This window comes from Koromonas humicola (assembly GCF_059726255.1).
In genome coordinates, this window is sequence record NZ_AP040873.1 from 3892085 (window position 1) to 3907515 (window position 15431).

General features: G+C 55.1%; 10 protein-coding genes. 1 reads left to right on the forward strand and 9 read right to left on the reverse strand.

From position 1 onward, the window contains the following. Positions 1–15 precede the first annotated feature (15 nt). The 3 genes from hemA to AC6IZD_RS16955 form a co-directional block, all read right to left on the reverse strand. Complete coding sequence (hemA, locus tag AC6IZD_RS16945) at positions 16–1296, reverse strand: glutamyl-tRNA reductase (protein WP_497784673.1); 1281 nt, start codon at positions 1294–1296, stop codon at positions 16–18. Positions 1297–1513: 217 nt separating this feature from the next. Next, entirely contained in the window at positions 1514–3010 is a 1497-nt protein-coding gene (locus AC6IZD_RS16950) for a sigma-54-dependent transcriptional regulator (protein WP_497784674.1), read from the reverse strand. A 78-nt stretch (positions 3011–3088) separates the two neighbouring features. Further along, a complete protein-coding gene (locus AC6IZD_RS16955; protein ID WP_497784675.1) occupies positions 3089–4144 on the reverse strand; it encodes a sensor histidine kinase in 1056 nt (351 codons plus the stop codon). 257 nt (positions 4145–4401) lie between these two features. Between AC6IZD_RS16955 and AC6IZD_RS16960 the strand changes: the two genes are divergently transcribed. After that, positions 4402–5295, forward strand: a complete 894-nt coding sequence (locus AC6IZD_RS16960) for a YihY/virulence factor BrkB family protein (RefSeq protein ID WP_497787598.1) — start codon at positions 4402–4404, stop codon at positions 5293–5295. A 52-nt stretch (positions 5296–5347) separates the two neighbouring features. On the opposite strand, the gene ccsA is transcribed toward AC6IZD_RS16960, so the two are convergent. The 6 genes from ccsA to AC6IZD_RS16990 all read right to left on the reverse strand — a co-directional run bounded on the left by ccsA (position 5348) and on the right by AC6IZD_RS16990 (position 15422). Further along, on the reverse strand, positions 5348–6766 hold the full coding sequence (ccsA, locus tag AC6IZD_RS16965; RefSeq protein ID WP_497784676.1) for a cytochrome c biogenesis protein CcsA: 1419 nt from the start codon (positions 6764–6766) through the stop codon (positions 5348–5350). Positions 6767–6797: 31 nt separating this feature from the next. Beyond that, positions 6798–8255, reverse strand: a complete 1458-nt coding sequence (resB, locus tag AC6IZD_RS16970; RefSeq protein ID WP_497784677.1) for a cytochrome c biogenesis protein ResB — start codon at positions 8253–8255, stop codon at positions 6798–6800. Positions 8256–8760: 505 nt separating this feature from the next. Next, positions 8761–9417 carry a tetratricopeptide repeat protein gene (locus tag AC6IZD_RS16975; protein ID WP_497784678.1) on the reverse strand — a complete coding sequence of 219 codons (657 nt, stop codon included), beginning with the start codon at positions 9415–9417 and terminating at the stop codon, positions 8761–8763. Between the two features lie 294 nt (positions 9418–9711). Further along, complete coding sequence (locus tag AC6IZD_RS16980) at positions 9712–11088, reverse strand: hypothetical protein (RefSeq protein WP_497784679.1); 1377 nt, start codon at positions 11086–11088, stop codon at positions 9712–9714. A 104-nt stretch (positions 11089–11192) separates the two neighbouring features. Continuing rightward, positions 11193–13421 (reverse strand): tetratricopeptide repeat protein, encoded by a 2229-nt coding sequence (locus tag AC6IZD_RS16985; RefSeq protein WP_497784680.1) that lies wholly within the window; start codon positions 13419–13421, stop codon positions 11193–11195. A gap of 141 nt (positions 13422–13562) precedes the next feature. Next, positions 13563–15422 (reverse strand): cytochrome c3 family protein, encoded by a 1860-nt coding sequence (locus AC6IZD_RS16990; RefSeq protein ID WP_497784682.1) that lies wholly within the window; start codon positions 15420–15422, stop codon positions 13563–13565. Positions 15423–15431: the final 9 nt, after the last annotated feature.

The following is a 15431-nucleotide window of genomic DNA, read 5'->3' on the forward strand; positions in this document are numbered from 1 at the left end:
GGAGCCGTGTACGACTTAGTCGCCGACCTTGGCCTTCAGGTTGTGGTGTTCGAGTTGGAATAGCTGCTGGACCGCACTGGTGAGTTCTGTACGCTCCGGCACTTCTTTCAGTTGCCGAGCTAGACTCGCCGATATGCGCTGCGAAATATGCACGGAGAGTGCCTGCAACGCGACTTCCTGATCTTGCGTGAATGGGCCGAACTGATCTCGCAGCAGATCCATTTCTTGCTGACAGATTGCTTCGAGTCTCTCACGCATTCCGGAGATTGTGATCAGCATGGATTGCGAAAGCAGTTTGCTGCGGAATCCCGCAGCCTCGTCGGCGATGATGTGTTCGGCAGCAACGCGCATGGGCCGACGTCCTTCGCGTTGGTCCATTGCACTGCACAGATCGTCGAGGTCAAGCAGGGTCACGCCATCAATCTGGCGGGCATGGGGATCAATTGTGCGAGGAACAGCAGTATCGACAAGCATTAGCGGCTTGCCTTCTCGCTCGCGTACAACGGCTTCCAGTTCTTCTGGCGATAGCAGGATTCGTTGCGACGCGGCCGAGATGACCAGATCCGCCAGCAAGAGCTGTTCGCGCAAGTTCTCGGATTCAACTGCTCTGACGTTGCACTGCTTCGCTAGGTGCCGTGCGTGCTCCCAGGTGCGGTTCACAATGATGATGTCTCTCGCGCCTGCATTCTGGAGTTCACGCACGGCCAGAAGAGCCATCTGACCGGCGCCGAGTACGAGGATGCGACAATTGCTCAGGTCATCCAAGGATTGTTGACACACCAGAAGCGCCGCCTGCGCCACCGTCGTGGTGTTGGCTGGCGCACCGAGTTCCTGCCGCACTCTTCCGGCTACGCTGAATGCTTTTGCCATCAGAGAATCCAGGAACCGTCCCGTGGTACTCGCACGTTGTGCCTGCTGCCAAGCCACGAGCATGCAATCGGTCGCGTCAGGTTCTCCAAAGACCGCACAGTCAATGCCCGCTGTGATCCGAAATACATGACTCACCGCAGAGTCACCGACCAAGCGGTAGAAGTTGGACCATTCCTGCAGTTTCAGATTTCTTGAACGTGTGAGGTAACGAAGAACAGAATTTGCGGCCTCGGAGGCGTCTTGGGTCCAAACGAGGAATTCCGTGCGATTGCAATTCGAGACAACGATGACTTCGTCTATGGCGTTCGAACGCACCAGGGTGGAAAGAGCTTCCGTCTTCTGGTCGGGAGTCAGCAGAAAGCGTTCTCGCGTTCGCAGCTTGGCGCTGCAAATGCTTATGCCGATGACGACCAGGGTCGGTTCCACAGTATTCTCCCTACCGGTCTCTTAACGCACATTGAGGGCCAAATGGGGCGGGGAACTTTCGAAGAGACATTGCCCTGTTTTCAGAGACTTACATTTTCGGAGTAAGGCTACGCTATGGATCGGAACTTATTTCGGTGTGGGAATTAGCGCAGACGTGCGGACGATTCCGCATTATCGCCTGCAAGTCTCAGGGCAGAATTGCCGCTTCTATACCGATTTAATGAGGTGGTGCACTTACCTCTTCGTCTTCCGAGTGCATCAGTCCGAACTTCTTTAGCTTATAGCGCAAGGCATCGCGACTAATGTCCAACAACTTGGCAGCTTGGGTCTGATTCCTGTTCGCCTGGTTCATCGCCATTTCGACGAAGGTTCGCTCGATTTCTTCAAGACTGGTTCCACCGTTAGGAATCGACAACCGCGGCAGGTTCTTCCCATTCACCACCTGAACTTCAGATTGCGGCGCGAACGATCCACCGACTCCGGGCGCAGTCACACCCGACGAGACTTCGAAGGCCGTCAAACTGCTGAGCGGTGAACCCACCGAGAAAGGCAGATACACGGGCCGCAGCATATCGTCGTCTTCCAGGATCATTGCGCGCTCAATTGCGTTCTTCAGTTCGCGTACATTGCCCGGCCAGTCATACTTGAGCAGCAGTTCCCGCGTCTCCGGCGTAATTCCCTTCACCGACTTACGGAATCGCTTGTTGTAGCGCTCAATGAAGAAGTTGACCAGCGGCAGAATGTCTTCCCGGCGCTCTCGAAGAGGCGGCAGAAAAATGGAGATGATCGCCAATCGGTAATACAGGTCCTGTCGGAATTGCCCTTCGCGTACTGCCCTCTCCAGATCGCGATTGCTGGCGGCAATGACGCGAACGTCGACTTCCTGATCTTTCACCCCGCCCACTCTGCGGATGACCTGCTCTTCGAGAACCCGGAGCAGTTTTGCCTGCAGCAGCCCCGACAATTCTCCAATTTCGTCCAAGAACAGGGTGCCGCCATCCGCCTGCTCGAAAAGGCCCTTCTTCATGGTCTTCGCGTCGGTAAAAGCGCCCTTCTCGTGTCCGAAGAGTTCGGCTTCCATCAGCGTTTCTGGGATTGCCGAGCAGTTGATCACGATTAGCGGCTTGTCTTTTCGGCGGCTCTCAAAGTGGATCGCGCGCGAGATCAGGTCCTTACCCGTGCCGCTTTCGCCTTGGATCAGGATGGTGGTGGCTTCGCTCGAAGCGACCTTGTTGACGAACATCATCAGGTCCCGCATACGCTGGGACTCGCCGACTACGTCGTGATAAGCGGCACGGCGCCGCTGTAGGACTTCCTTTTTGAGGGTCTCGTTTTCCGAACGCAACTGCGTTGCTTCGAGTGCATTCTTTACCGCCACCCGCAGTTCGTCGTAGTCGATCGGCTTACCGATGAAGTCATACGCCCCCTGCTTCAGGGCCTGCTTCACGTCCTCCAGCTGGGGGTCTGCGGTAATCATGATGACAGCCCGGGCGTCCCCAGCCTGTTTCAGCCGCTCCAATACCTGCAATCCGTTCATATCGGGCAGGCGTACGTCCAGCAACACCAGATCCGGCGATTCATTCCGCGCCAGGCGCAGTCCATTGGTCCCCGTCTCTGCTTCCGAGACAAGGTATCCCCACTCTTCGCACTTTTGGCGCAAAGACCAACGTACTAGCTTCTCGTCATCGACGATTAATACTTTTTCACTCGGCATCTATATTGTTGTCTGAACCGGCATTTGAGAGTATCACGAACCGACCTATCCGGTGCCCCCTGAATTCCCCTTACGGTCTCACTCCGTAGCCCTAATCCGCGGAATTACCATTGTGAACACACTCCCCTTGCCGACCTCACTTTCGGCATCGATCGTCCCACTGTGATCCTCAACAATGCGCCGCGCCAGCGAGAGTCCCAAGCCCGTTCCATTTCCCTTGGTGGTGAAAAACGGCCTGAAGATGTTTGGCAGGACCTGCGGCGGAATCCCCTGCCCCGTATCCCTGACCCGCACTGTGACGTTCTGCGCATCCGAGTCGAACGTCACTTTGACGCTCCCGCCTTCATGACATGCCTGCACGGCATTGAGGAGCAGGTTGAGCACGACTTGATGAATCTGGCCGCTATCAAACTCCAACTTCGGAATCTCTTGGTCGCAATTAACATCCAGATCAACCTTCTTAGCGGCCGCCTGATCGCGAGCAAATAGAGATGCGTGCTGGACCACCGACACGAGGTCCCCAACCTGGAAGCTTGGGGCCTTCGGCCTTGCAATCTCCAACAGTTCCGTCACGATCTTATTAATGTGAACGATCTCCTGCTTCACCTCGCCCGTCACTGAACGAGCTGCCGATTCCGGAGGCAGATCGCGCCCGATGATCTCGATCACCCCGGCTATTCCCGCCAGGGGATTTCGGATTTCATGAGCCAGGCCTGCTGCCATTTCGCCTAAAGTCGCTAGGTGCTCGGCGCGAGACATCTGGGTCCGATGCAAGCGCTGAATCTCTTCCCGGCTCTCGCGCAACTGCTGCACCATCTCGTTGAAGTGTCGCCCTAGGTCGCCTATCTCATCATTGCGGTCGGCAAAATCAACATTCACGAAAAGGTCACCAGCGCGGACCTGCGCAATTTTGCTCTGCAGTTCAGCCATTGGCCGCTGAATCATGACCGCCAGCACCACAAACAGGACGGAGCAAATTGCCACCGCTCCGGCCACAGCGACCGCAAGTACTCGGTTGCGCACCGGATCCTGCAGTGTGAGCGTGACCAGCACGAATAGCAGCAACCCCATCAGCAAGACGAGTGCGACCGGCCACAGGGTCTTGACCTGCCAATTCATTCGAAGCGATCTCACCCGATCACTCTCCAGGTACCGTCCATATCTGAATTATCGAAGACCTGCGCAAAATTGCAAACTGAATTGCATCATCACCGAGGCAATCGGCCTTTCCCTGCTTGACGAGAACCAGCCAGCAGAGGCTTGTTCCGCTGGACAAACCTGTCAGGCGATTGCGCTTCTAAATGCCAATGTCTTCAACACCAATCTCCTCAAGCAAGGACAATTCCCCTTGGAAAGGTGGGGGCCTAAGCGTAAAGCAGCTCGCATTGAAAGTGTGGCAGGGCATAAATGATGATGATGTTCTGGGCCGCGCCGGCCAGCTCGCTTACTTCTTCTTCTTCGCCATATTCCCACTGGGAATCTTCCTGACCGCGCTACTTGGAGTCTTTGCCGGTCCGGGATCCCCCGCGGCTGAGAGCCTCGCCAGCTATATCACTCGTGCTATGCCTGGGGCTGCTGCCGGACTGGTGAATCAAACTCTGCACACGGCGTTGCAGGCCAGTGGAGGAGGAAAGCTGACCTTCGGCGTTCTGTTTGCACTGCTTTCGGCCTCGTCCGGAACCGCGGCCTTGATGGATACACTGAACGTGGTTTTCGGGGTCAAGGAAGGCCGCTCAATGATCAAGCAGCGCGCAATCGCCTTGGGCCTGACCGTAGCGCTGGGAGTTCTGATCTTTGTCGCGGTAACGATCGTGGTGGGCGGCAGCCATGTGGCGAACATAATCGGCGGGGGGACCCTAAAGGCGGTCTGGCAGATTCTGCAGTACCCAGTGGCGGTGGCTTTTCTGCTGCTGTCGTATTCGATGGTGTACTACTTTGCTCCAAACGTTGAACATCCCAAGTGGCATTGGGTCACTCCGGGTGCAGCAGTCGGAGTGCTGTTGTGGATCGCCGTCTCGTTCGGATTGCGCGTGTACCTGCACTTTTTCAATAGTTACAGCGCCACATACGGCGCGCTTGGCGCTGTGATGATCCTGTTGCTCTGGTTCTACGTCACAGGATTGGCAATGCTGGTCGGAGGCGAGATCAACGCCATCATCGAACGGGCTGGCACCGGAGAGACCAAGCAGCAAGAACCTGCCGAGCATCGTCCCGCCGGGAAGATCGAGCGAGAAAAGGCGGGTCGCCAAGCTCAGCAGGAGATCAATCCCGACCGTGTGGCATAGCATATAGAAAGGGCCGCCGCAAACTGCGACGGCCCTGGTTGCAAATACTCGATTAACCAGCCGCGTAGGCGTGCAGTCCCGGCAAAAGGTAAGTCACGCCAAAGAACGTGAAGATAACGACTGCGAACCCCAGGATGGCAAACCAGGCCGCGCGACGTCCCTTCCAGCCGCGCGTGATGCGCATGTGTAGGTAGCCCGCGTACACCAGCCAGGTGATTGCCGCCCAGGTTTCCTTCGGATCCCAGCTCCAGTAGCTTCCCCAAGCTTGATTAGCCCAGTAAGCGCCTGCCGCGATCATCAGGGTCAGCAACGGGAACGCAATGCAGATGATCTTGTAGGTCACGTTATCCAGTACGTCTGCCGTCGGCAGCATCTTCTGCAGCCCCTCACGTCGCCACAACAGCAGGAGGTACAACAGGCCCGCCACGACTCCACCGATCATGCCTGCCAGCAGGAACGGATTCGCCGGAAGCGCAGTCGAGTACAGCCCGTCGGCTTCAGGAGCAGCGTACTGTCCGTTCTTAACGCGGGCGATGAAGATCGCCGTACCAGCGGCCTGCAGCAGAATCGTTATGAACATCGCCTTGCTGGCCGCGTCGAAGAGCGAGCGATCCTTCTTTACCTGCGCCACGATGTACAGCAGCAGCGGAGCCACTGCCGATGCCAGGACCAGCATGTAGAGCCAGCCAAGGTCGGGAATGCGGATAAACAGCGGGTTCCCGCGCGAAATCATCACTTCGGTCTTTTGCTGAAGATCGTAGGCAGTCACCGCAAGCGAACCACCGGAGCGGAACCTCGTGATCAGCATGCCCGCATATACCGCAACCATCCCGGTCGACGTCAGGGCCTGGAAGGATTCGGTCTTCATGTCGTCCTGAATCAGGAACATCATTGCGAGAGCGAAGCTCACGGCACAGGCTGCATACGAGAGCATTGCCAGGGTCACGTGGACCTGCAGCCAGGTCGACTGCAGCGCCGGAACCAGCGGACGAACATCGCTCGGCAATAGTTGCATCAGAATGACCGAAACGACAGAAATCGGCATCGTGATCGAGCCAATGATCTTGACCTTGTACGCCTTCTCAGCAATGACGGTCAGCAACGCCAGCGTCCAGACGAAACTCAACAGCATCTCGTACATGTTCGAGAACGGCGGACGCCCTGCAACCGACCACCGATGCGCCACGGCAGCCGTATTCGCGACGAATCCAGCAATAGTCAGGAGCGACGCGATGTTCACATAGCGTTCAATCCCGGCTACGCCGTAACCCATGTACAGCGTGGCCGCGCCTGCATACAGCACCAGCGCCGTGTACAGCATGTTGGACTCGCCATAGATTGGCCCGGTGTGAGCCTTCGCCGCGGCCAGTAACGCAACGATCAGCGCAAAGGCGATTCCCAGTCCCACTAGAGCCAGCAGAACGGAACCTGTCGCCTGCCGCTGCTGTGTCTCTACTTGTACGTCTTGCATAGCTTTATGACTCCTGCGTTCACCCTCGGCTCTAGGCCTTGGTCAGCGTAATCTCTTCAACTTTTTCGTTGGACTTCGAACCGGCTTCGCTACCCAATTCCTGCTCGAGCGCCGCCTTGATTTCGGCAAACTTCGCTTTCAAACGATCGCGATTCTTGTTGCTCGTGCCACCAACCCACAGCAACTTTCCGCCTTTGCCGTCGTCGACCACTGCCGCCCAGACGCGCACGTGCTGCGAGTAGAAGGCAATCACCAAACCAATAGCCATCAGCACAACGCCGATCCAGACACCAAACTGACCAGGCTGGTGCGACACCTCTAAGCCCGTGTACTTCGACCACGTCGCACTCTTCAGCGCGAGTTCGTACGGAGCATCCTGGCCCTGGGTACTGTTCAGTTGCGAATAAAGAATCCAGAGCTTTTTGGTGTTACCGCTCGCGTCGGTGAGGCCGAACTGCACAGCGGGGTTCTCTGGGTCTTCGGACTTGTTGTAAACCTCGTTGTCCTGAACGTAGTAATCCGGGACCCAGCGCAGAATGCTAAGAGTCTCTCCGTCGCTCAGCTTCGCCGAGCCCTTAAGCGGAATCTCGACTACCTCGGGGGCGCCAGCTTTGGTCGGAGTGGCAGTTACGGTCAACGTCTTTGGCGTGCCCGACTGTCCCATGCTCGATTGATAGAGGCGGAGTCCCTTATAGGTCAGCGGATCGTTGACGATGATCGTCTTGTGAACCGTTTCTTTTCCATCTTCAAGAATCGTCAGCTTCGACCACCACTTCTTGGGGCTGCCGTCAGCGTAGGTTTCTTCTCCGGCTGCATCACAGCGAATAAGGAATGGAATGGTTTTCTTCGATTGTCCGCCCTTGTCATCGCGCAACGTAATCTGGTTGCGGGCCTCGCCTTCGGGCACCATGATGTTGCCGCGGTAGCCAACAATACCGTCCATGATGTATCCCGCGAAGATGAACAGTAGGCTCAGGTGCACGATGAATACGGCGAACACAGAGAAGCGCTGCTTTTGTGCGAATAGTCCGCGCGCCCCGTTATCAGAGACTTCCGATGGGCTTAGCCCTAAACGACTCAGCACACTCTGTGTGATCGAAAGCGCTTTTGTCTCATCCTTGACCGGTATCTTTACTTGCTCCGGCAGACTCGGACGGAACGATGGAGGCGCAAACCGGATTGGATTGGAATAGAGCTTCCAAGCATTCGGCCAACGATCAACCGATACGAAAATCAGGCACAGGCAGAATAGGCAGAGCAGAACAAGGAACCACCAGGCGTGGAAAATATCAGTCAGGCCAAGTCGGTCCAATAGCGCCAGCGTTTCAGGCGAATACGCCTTCTGCAAGTCCTCAGGCTCTGTGGTGGGTCGCTGTAACACAACAGTACCCACCGCCGAGAAGATACCAACGACAATGATAAGAAGGATACCCGTGCGCACCGAAGCCAGCGCCTGATACACCTTGTTCCAAACAGACTTGAAACCCATCGAGGGCTACCTACTTTCCAAAATCTAGAATCCGAATTGCAAGCGTTGGGCCATCCGTCGCGCCCCGCCCTAAGTTACTGAAAACAGTCCACAACTTTGAATTTGAGCCACGAGGAATGGGGGATTTCGCCCATTTCTTAGCCGCTTTTCGCGTGTATTCACTCACGATTCTTTAATCCCACGCATAGAGCCTGAATCAGCGATGGCGGTTTTGAGCCACCCAGCGATCACAGATTCAATGCTCAGGTAAACACAAGCTTATTCCTGCCTATTCCCTATTCCTTGTGATAACAGTCACAGAAGCGCTAATTCAGTGGGCGTCCAGCGGGAAATGCGATCAGGAACTTTGTCAGTGAGAGGTACTGCGGGCAGCTTAAGAGCACAGTGTCGTGAAGTTCCGATGTGCAAGAGGAGTAGCACGAATCGCTGCTACCCAGCCTGATTTAACTCACTCTCAAATGAAATGGGGCGCAGCATTGAGCCACGCCCCATAATTGATCTTGAACTACGATTTTGGGAGTTTCTTAACTTTCTCAATCATCTGCACAACTTGCGCTTTGTGAGGGTTGTCGGGATTGTATTTCAGAAAGGTTTGCCAGGATTCGATGGCACCTTTCGGATCGTTCTTACCCATCAAGCGCACCACACCTGTGTTGTAAAGCGCATTAGCATTCTTGGGATCAGCTTTAATGACCATCGCAAATTCTTGGAGAGACTGGTCTGGATCTCCCGCTCTGAAGTACGCATTCCCGAGGTTGGTGCGAACCTCAGCATCTTCCTTAACCTTCAGGGCGCGCTCGTAATAACCAACTGCAAGCTTCGGGTTTCCTGATTTCATCGCCGCAATGCCAGCCTGCGATAGCAAGTCGAAGTTGTTTGGATCGCTCTTTACCTTCTCGAAGATAGGATCGTCTGGCACTTGCATCGCTGCCGCTTGTGGTGGCATACCAGGCTGAGCATTCGCCGTAATCTGCTGCTGTGCCACCGCTCCCTGAGGCCCCTGTGTCGGACCGTGGAACAAGGCTCCAAGTGCGATTCCCAGCACAAGGCTGATCGCGCCAAGCGAGTAGACCTTAATAGAAGTCCATTCCGTTTGCGGCTCGGCAGTACTGCTCTCAGGGGAGCCCGAGGAAACAGCGACCGAGGTTGTTTCGTTTTCCATCTGTTATAAAACTCCTATGAAATAGGCGAGCAGATAACTAGCGCCATGCGTGCGCGGTTACATCACTCCACCTGGCCGCCCTTGCACATTACCGCAGGACAAAGCCCTACCTCAGTAATGCTGAGCATTTTTGCTTCCAACGATAGTACCCCGTCCAGTCATTCTGATTACTAGGATATGGATCACATCTCGAAGCCTCTGCTTCGATCCTTCCACGAACTCTGGCGCACTGAATGCGTCATATGCCCCTGATCAACAAGTCTTGACTCGTTGCCTCCTAACGCCGCATTGCCGTTAGTTTCGGGTGAAAACCGCCGCAATGTGATCGGAGAAGACCAATCGGTAATGTGGATCTGCACTCAGAGCGATTGCAAGCGGGGTTTCCTTGGGAATCAATATGACGCCCGCGCGTTCTAGCGTTGGATCACCCGAGTAAGCTCCACTCATGGTGTTGAACGCAGTCTGGTCAAATTCGTCGCCGTACAGGTCATTACGGCCATCGATCGACACCGGATATCCGGGCAAATACCAGATCAGGAAACCTCCCCAGCCGAAATCGTTATAGAGAGGCCCCGCAGCCGGATGTCGCCGCAAATAATTGACCGCGTCGACCGGGTAATCCGCACTGATCGCCTGGTCCAGTCCGCGGAGGTTAAACCCGGTATTCCTTGCCGTAAGAAACAGCGCTCCCGAAAGTAGCACAGCAACGAGCGCCAACTCGGGCAATTTCAGCCTGCGTTTTTCTGCATCCCCTGCCGGGAAATCGGCCAGAATCAGAGCGGCACTCACGGCCAGAAACCATGCATCCCTTAGTGTTCGATATCCAAGCGCACCCGCGATGATCAACAGTGCGACCTTGAACATATCAACCCTCTTGCGCCACAACACAAAAACCAGAGCGCAAACTCCGATAATCACCAGGAAGTAGTCTGAGGGATGCTGAAAATCAAGTGGCTGCAGTTCCTGGCTGTAAAGGTAAGGGACTTTCGATGTCGAGTATCCCAACACAACTTCGAACAGATGATATGTATAAGGGCCGATGCAGCAGGCCGCGGCGCAGCCAACAAAAACTCCGATGAGTATCTTGATGGGAATCGACGAAGCTGGGAGTAACCTCACACCGATTCCCCTGTCGCCGATCATCCTCCGTAGAAGATTCGCCGCAACATAGAGTGCCAGCACAAATAGCCCATAGACAAACTGCACATGAAGGTTGGCCCAGACCACAAACACCACAGGAAGTAAGTAGAGCGTCTTCGGATCTGCGCGGCGGCCAGCCTCCAACAACATGGCGAGCATCACCGCATATAGAAGCATCGAGCAGTACGCCGGTCTGGGAAGCAGATTGAACAAAAACGCCAGGCAGGACACGCCGCAAAGGATCCAAGAACGCCAGAAATCTCCCGAAAGTCGATACAACGCCCAGAACAATGCCCAACCCACTGCAACAGTCAGCACAATTCCAAACCATGCGATCCCAGTCAGCCCCAACCACGCGTAGGCCCGAGAGAGCAACACCTCGTAGCCCCAGGCATACGCAATCCATGGCTTGGCCGCAGCCGTGCCGGAAAGAATACCCGTGTGAGGAACTGCCCCATTTGCAACGATCCAATCCCCCACTTTCAAATGCCACCACACGTCAGCATCCCGAACTGGAGCTTTAGGTATCATGCTCAACGACGCTAAGCCAGCAAGCAGAAATGCAAGTGCCGACAACTGCAAACCCCTCAGCTTAGTTAGTGTTTTGAGCTCTGCGTACATGGACATCGCTACTGTTACTCTTTCACTTGGGATTGGCGAACTTTCTCAGCCGCAGAGGCGGCTTGCGCGCGTGCGTGCTGGGCTTCCCGCATCAGGCCTTGGGATTCGTAAATATCAGCTAGCCTCCACCACGCGCTTTCTCGACCATCTGCCAGCAAAGCATTGAAACTCGAACCGAGCGAAACCGCGTCGCCATGATATGGGCTCGAGTTTTCAGCCTTGTCGAATAAAGTCAATGCCTTCGCGGGCTGCCCCAGGTCCAGATTCAGCACGCCCAGTTCTAAATACAATTGATGCGGATGCGACGAATGCTCCACCGCCTGGCTCAGAACCGTTGCTGCTTCAACGTACCGCCCTTGTTCTCGGAACAGCATCGCGAGCAATGTCGACGTTTGCTCCATAGGGACAAGCTCCAGGGATCGACGCAACTCCTTCTCGGCTTGTTTCTGCTGCCCCATGGAATACAGCGCGACACCCTTCAGGTAGTGTAAGTCCGGGTTCTCCTCAAAGATGCGTTCGGCCAAGTCCAGCTTTTCTAACGCCTCCGGGCTCCGTTTGAGTGCGTTGAGGATGCCGGCCGCATCGAGATAATAAGTAAACCTTTCCGCATTTCCCAGGCTTCCCGAACTAGTTGGTGGCTGATTGAATGAAATTTTATTGCAGTCAATCTTCAGAGCGCTCACAATTTTGGCTGTTTCAGGAAGGTTCCGCACAAAGACTGCTGCTTGTGTATCAAGGTAAACAGTGCTCCAGCCCTTGCTTCCGCACGCATCAACATTGGGTAGACCCTGTCCTACAATATGGTTTACCAATATCACGGCAGTGTTGATGCCCCTGCGATTCGCTTCTTCGGTCCACTTGGCAGAATCCAGCGGCTCCTGCAGCAGTTCTAGTGAACGAAAGAAGAGGCTGCCATCAAAAGGAGCCCCGCGACCGTCGATGTAATCAGGATAAGTCGGCGAAAGTGTCCATGTGGCAAAGCCGCCAAGATTGTATTCGTTGTAGATGTTTCCCGGCAGGTGCTGACTCTTGATGAATGATGCGGCGCTTTCCGGATACCACGAAGCCGCCCCCACTCCAAAAAAAGAAAACTGACCAGGCGTCCGCAAGTAATACCTGTTTGTAATCAAGTCTCCGATCCTTACTCCTGCAAAGACTGCGACTGCGCAAAAGATCGAGACCGTGACGAGAGCGCGGAAATGTTTCAGACCATAGCGCTCGAAAGCTGACTCTAGCCAGCTGAGACTGAGCCCATCTGCAAGTATCGACCCACCGATGATGGCCGTAACTATTGCGAATGGACCTGCCAATCGGACCGAGTGGAAGCACTCGTACACTGCTATGCCCAGGATTATTGCTGCGGCGATTCGTCGCTGGCATAAACCGACAAGCATCGCCACAAGAGCTGCTCCAATCAACCACCAGACGGCACTTCCCGGATCTCGCCACGCCAGATCGTGCAGAATGGTGCTTGGCGTTAAAGAGAGACGATCTAGCTCCGTGACCCAGATCGTGCTGTGCACCGGAAGCACTCTCATCATTCCGACGTAGTTGCGAATTCCCCATGGATTTACGAAACTTGCACAAAGGCAAAGCAGCAGCCATGGTGTGGCGTGACGGAGGCGGCTGAATGCTGCTGGGCGCCGTTCCGCAAACAGCATTTCCCCAAATTCAAGGAGCACATACGCAGCACACATACTCAGTCCAGCAACATATCCAAGGTGCAAGTTGACCCAGAGCAACATGAGAGGTGGTAACAGCCACAACGCTGCACGTCCAGATCGGAAGTATTGCCAAAGCAGACTGACGAATGCGGCAAGCAACACCTCCGAGAACATCTCGGCGCGAGGAGGCGTGCGTTCCGCAATAATTGGGACTGCGATGATTGCCAGGATAGCCGTTGCCTGCTGGCCACGACGCAAAATGAAGGCAACCGTCCCGACACACGCTGCCGCTGCTAGCCATGAAAGGAGAGAGTAACCACCCGCCAGATAAGTGCAGTAAAGCACCACCTGCGAGAGGGCTGGGTATATCCATTCATGTCCCGCGCCGGTATAGGACAAAACATCGACGGATGGAATCGCTTTGTGTTGGATAATCCATCGTCCGGTAGCCAACTGCCAGCCAAGATCCGGGTCACTGACTGTTCTCAGCCCCGCGATCCCTGCATAAACCAACGCAAGAGCTGGAATGACAAGAGCCAAGTATTTGGGTGGGCTTAGCTGCAAATTGATAGTCTTCATCGGAATGAGAGATCTCTGGATCTTACTTAACCGAGGGATATTCACAGAGATTCCCTCTCGCGTTGATCGCCTTAGGAAACATCAGCTTACACGACTCAATTTGACGCAGTTTGTGGAGACGTGTCACGCTACCATCCCGCACTAAAACGGCCGAGGCGAAGCCTCTGTCAGCCGCTCTATCTGCTGAGTGCCTCCCGACGCATAGTGCCGGACCATGTGGCAGGTCAGCGAGCAAGTGCCGTCAGCGTTATACAAGGTGGAAGACCCGTTTGGCGCAACGACCCTCACATCGAAATTGATCAAGCGCCGACCAGAAGATCCCGAAGTGCTTCCTGGAGGAACACCGTGCGCGCTGTGACATGCCGAGCAGGAAAGGCCTTTGCCGATATGTACGCTGTGTTGGGCGAAACTCTTGTTCAACATGATGTTGTCAATGTCGTGACACTTAGCACAAAGAGCATAGGGGCCACTGCTGCGGGGGTAGGGAGAGGCAATGGTGTTGAGATTGATCACCTGCGTGCCTGGGCCACCTGTTGGCCAGGTGCCTCCCTCATTCACCTTGCTAGGGACATACTCACGCTCAAGAATATGGTCGTAAATTGAACCGTGAGGCCCATTTGGCGCGGACCCGCCGAATTCGCGGCTTTGGTCGCTGTTATGGCAGTCCGTACAGAATAGACGAATCGGTCCTGGTTGTAATGATCGAATCGGGTTCGTTCCAGTCCGATCGAGCATAGAGGTCAGTAGGCTGGGCTGAGCATCCAGAGTAGGATTCGCATCGCGCATCACCGGATGGCTGGAGGTCGAAGTCACTCCAAACTGGAGGATCAAATTAAGCTCGTCACCGCCCCACAATGCGCGAGTGGGCAAATACCCGTAGGTTGTCTCCAATTTCCGCTTGCCTACGCTGTTGCCGTGACAACGCAAGCAGGTCTCGTACTGATTAACAGCCGGGCCTGCAAGGCTAGAGCCATCAGCAGCGATACCCGCAGCTCCAAACTGCGAAGGCCGAAGTGTTGGTGGAGCAGTGAATGACCCCGTTACCATCAGCTTGGAAGAATGCGAATTATGGCAATCTACGCAGCTTGCATGCCGATTCTGATCTAGAACTGTGGACTCGTTGGTGGAATGCAAGTTGTCGGTAGTAGGAAATGGATGGCCTCTTTTTTCCACTTCGCTGTACACATCCAGGATTGGCACTGCCAGCTTGTCGCTTCCGCCGTTGTGGCAATTGATGCAGCTTTGGGATGCATCGTCCGCATTCGGGGCCGCGGTAGTCGAATGACGGAGCAAGCCCTTTGCGCCACCTGCGTTGTGCGGCATGTGGCAGGACTCGCAGCCGGAGTCAGCTACGCTAAGGTAACCACCAAGGCCAGCGGATGGACGGAATAGTGCGGTGGTGTTTGCGTGCGCGCTCGTGTCCCATGACTCAAGCGGATTTTCGATTCCCTTCACCTTTCGCTGGACGACCGTGTGGCAGGATAGACAGAGGCCACTCTTGCGATTATCCAGTACCAGGAAATTGAGGGAATACTTGTCGAGTGATTGCCTGTGAGGATCGTGGCAACTGGTACACTCCACGTTACCTTTGATCAACTGAACCGACTTCGTCTGGTCCGCAGTCTGCCCAGAGCTGTGGAGCGACTCAACCAGACTTGACGCGTCGTCCGGAGGTGTTGCCGTCAAACTAAAAGGATGCGACGCTTCAAGCTTGTCCAGCGGATTACTGAGGGCCGCTGACATGCTGAGCTTGCCATAAGGTACTGACTGGCCTAACGCAACCGTTCCATCATGGCAGCTCAAGCAAAGATTGCTGGCCGAACCGAGCGAGGGTTGACGTTGCGTGTTTTGAACAGTGCTGCTGGAGTATGTGTTGCCCAAGGGCTTTACCGAGAGCGTCTGGCTCCACAATGGTCCCTCTTTGATGCCGGAGTGGGGTGCATGACAATAGAGGCAGGCATTTGCATTCGGTCCATGAATGGGAGATGTCCCCGCACTCATGTCATGCAC

Coding starts and splice junctions, on each gene's coding strand:
- ccsA (WP_497784676.1), bottom strand. CDS start 6,766: ATGCAAGACGTACAAGTAGAGACACAGCAGCGGCAGGCGACAGGTTCC.
- AC6IZD_RS16985 (WP_497784680.1), bottom strand. CDS start 13,421: ATGAAGACTATCAATTTGCAGCTAAGCCCACCCAAATACTTGGCTCTT.
- AC6IZD_RS16980 (WP_497784679.1), bottom strand. CDS start 11,088: ATGATACCTAAAGCTCCAGTTCGGGATGCTGACGTGTGGTGGCATTTG.
- AC6IZD_RS16975 (WP_497784678.1), bottom strand. CDS start 9,417: ATGGAAAACGAAACAACCTCGGTCGCTGTTTCCTCGGGCTCCCCTGAG.
- resB (WP_497784677.1), bottom strand. CDS start 8,255: ATGGGTTTCAAGTCTGTTTGGAACAAGGTGTATCAGGCGCTGGCTTCG.
- AC6IZD_RS16990 (WP_497784682.1), bottom strand. CDS start 15,422: ATGAGTGCGGGGACATCTCCCATTCATGGACCGAATGCAAATGCCTGC.
- AC6IZD_RS16950 (WP_497784674.1), bottom strand. CDS start 3,010: ATGCCGAGTGAAAAAGTATTAATCGTCGATGACGAGAAGCTAGTACGT.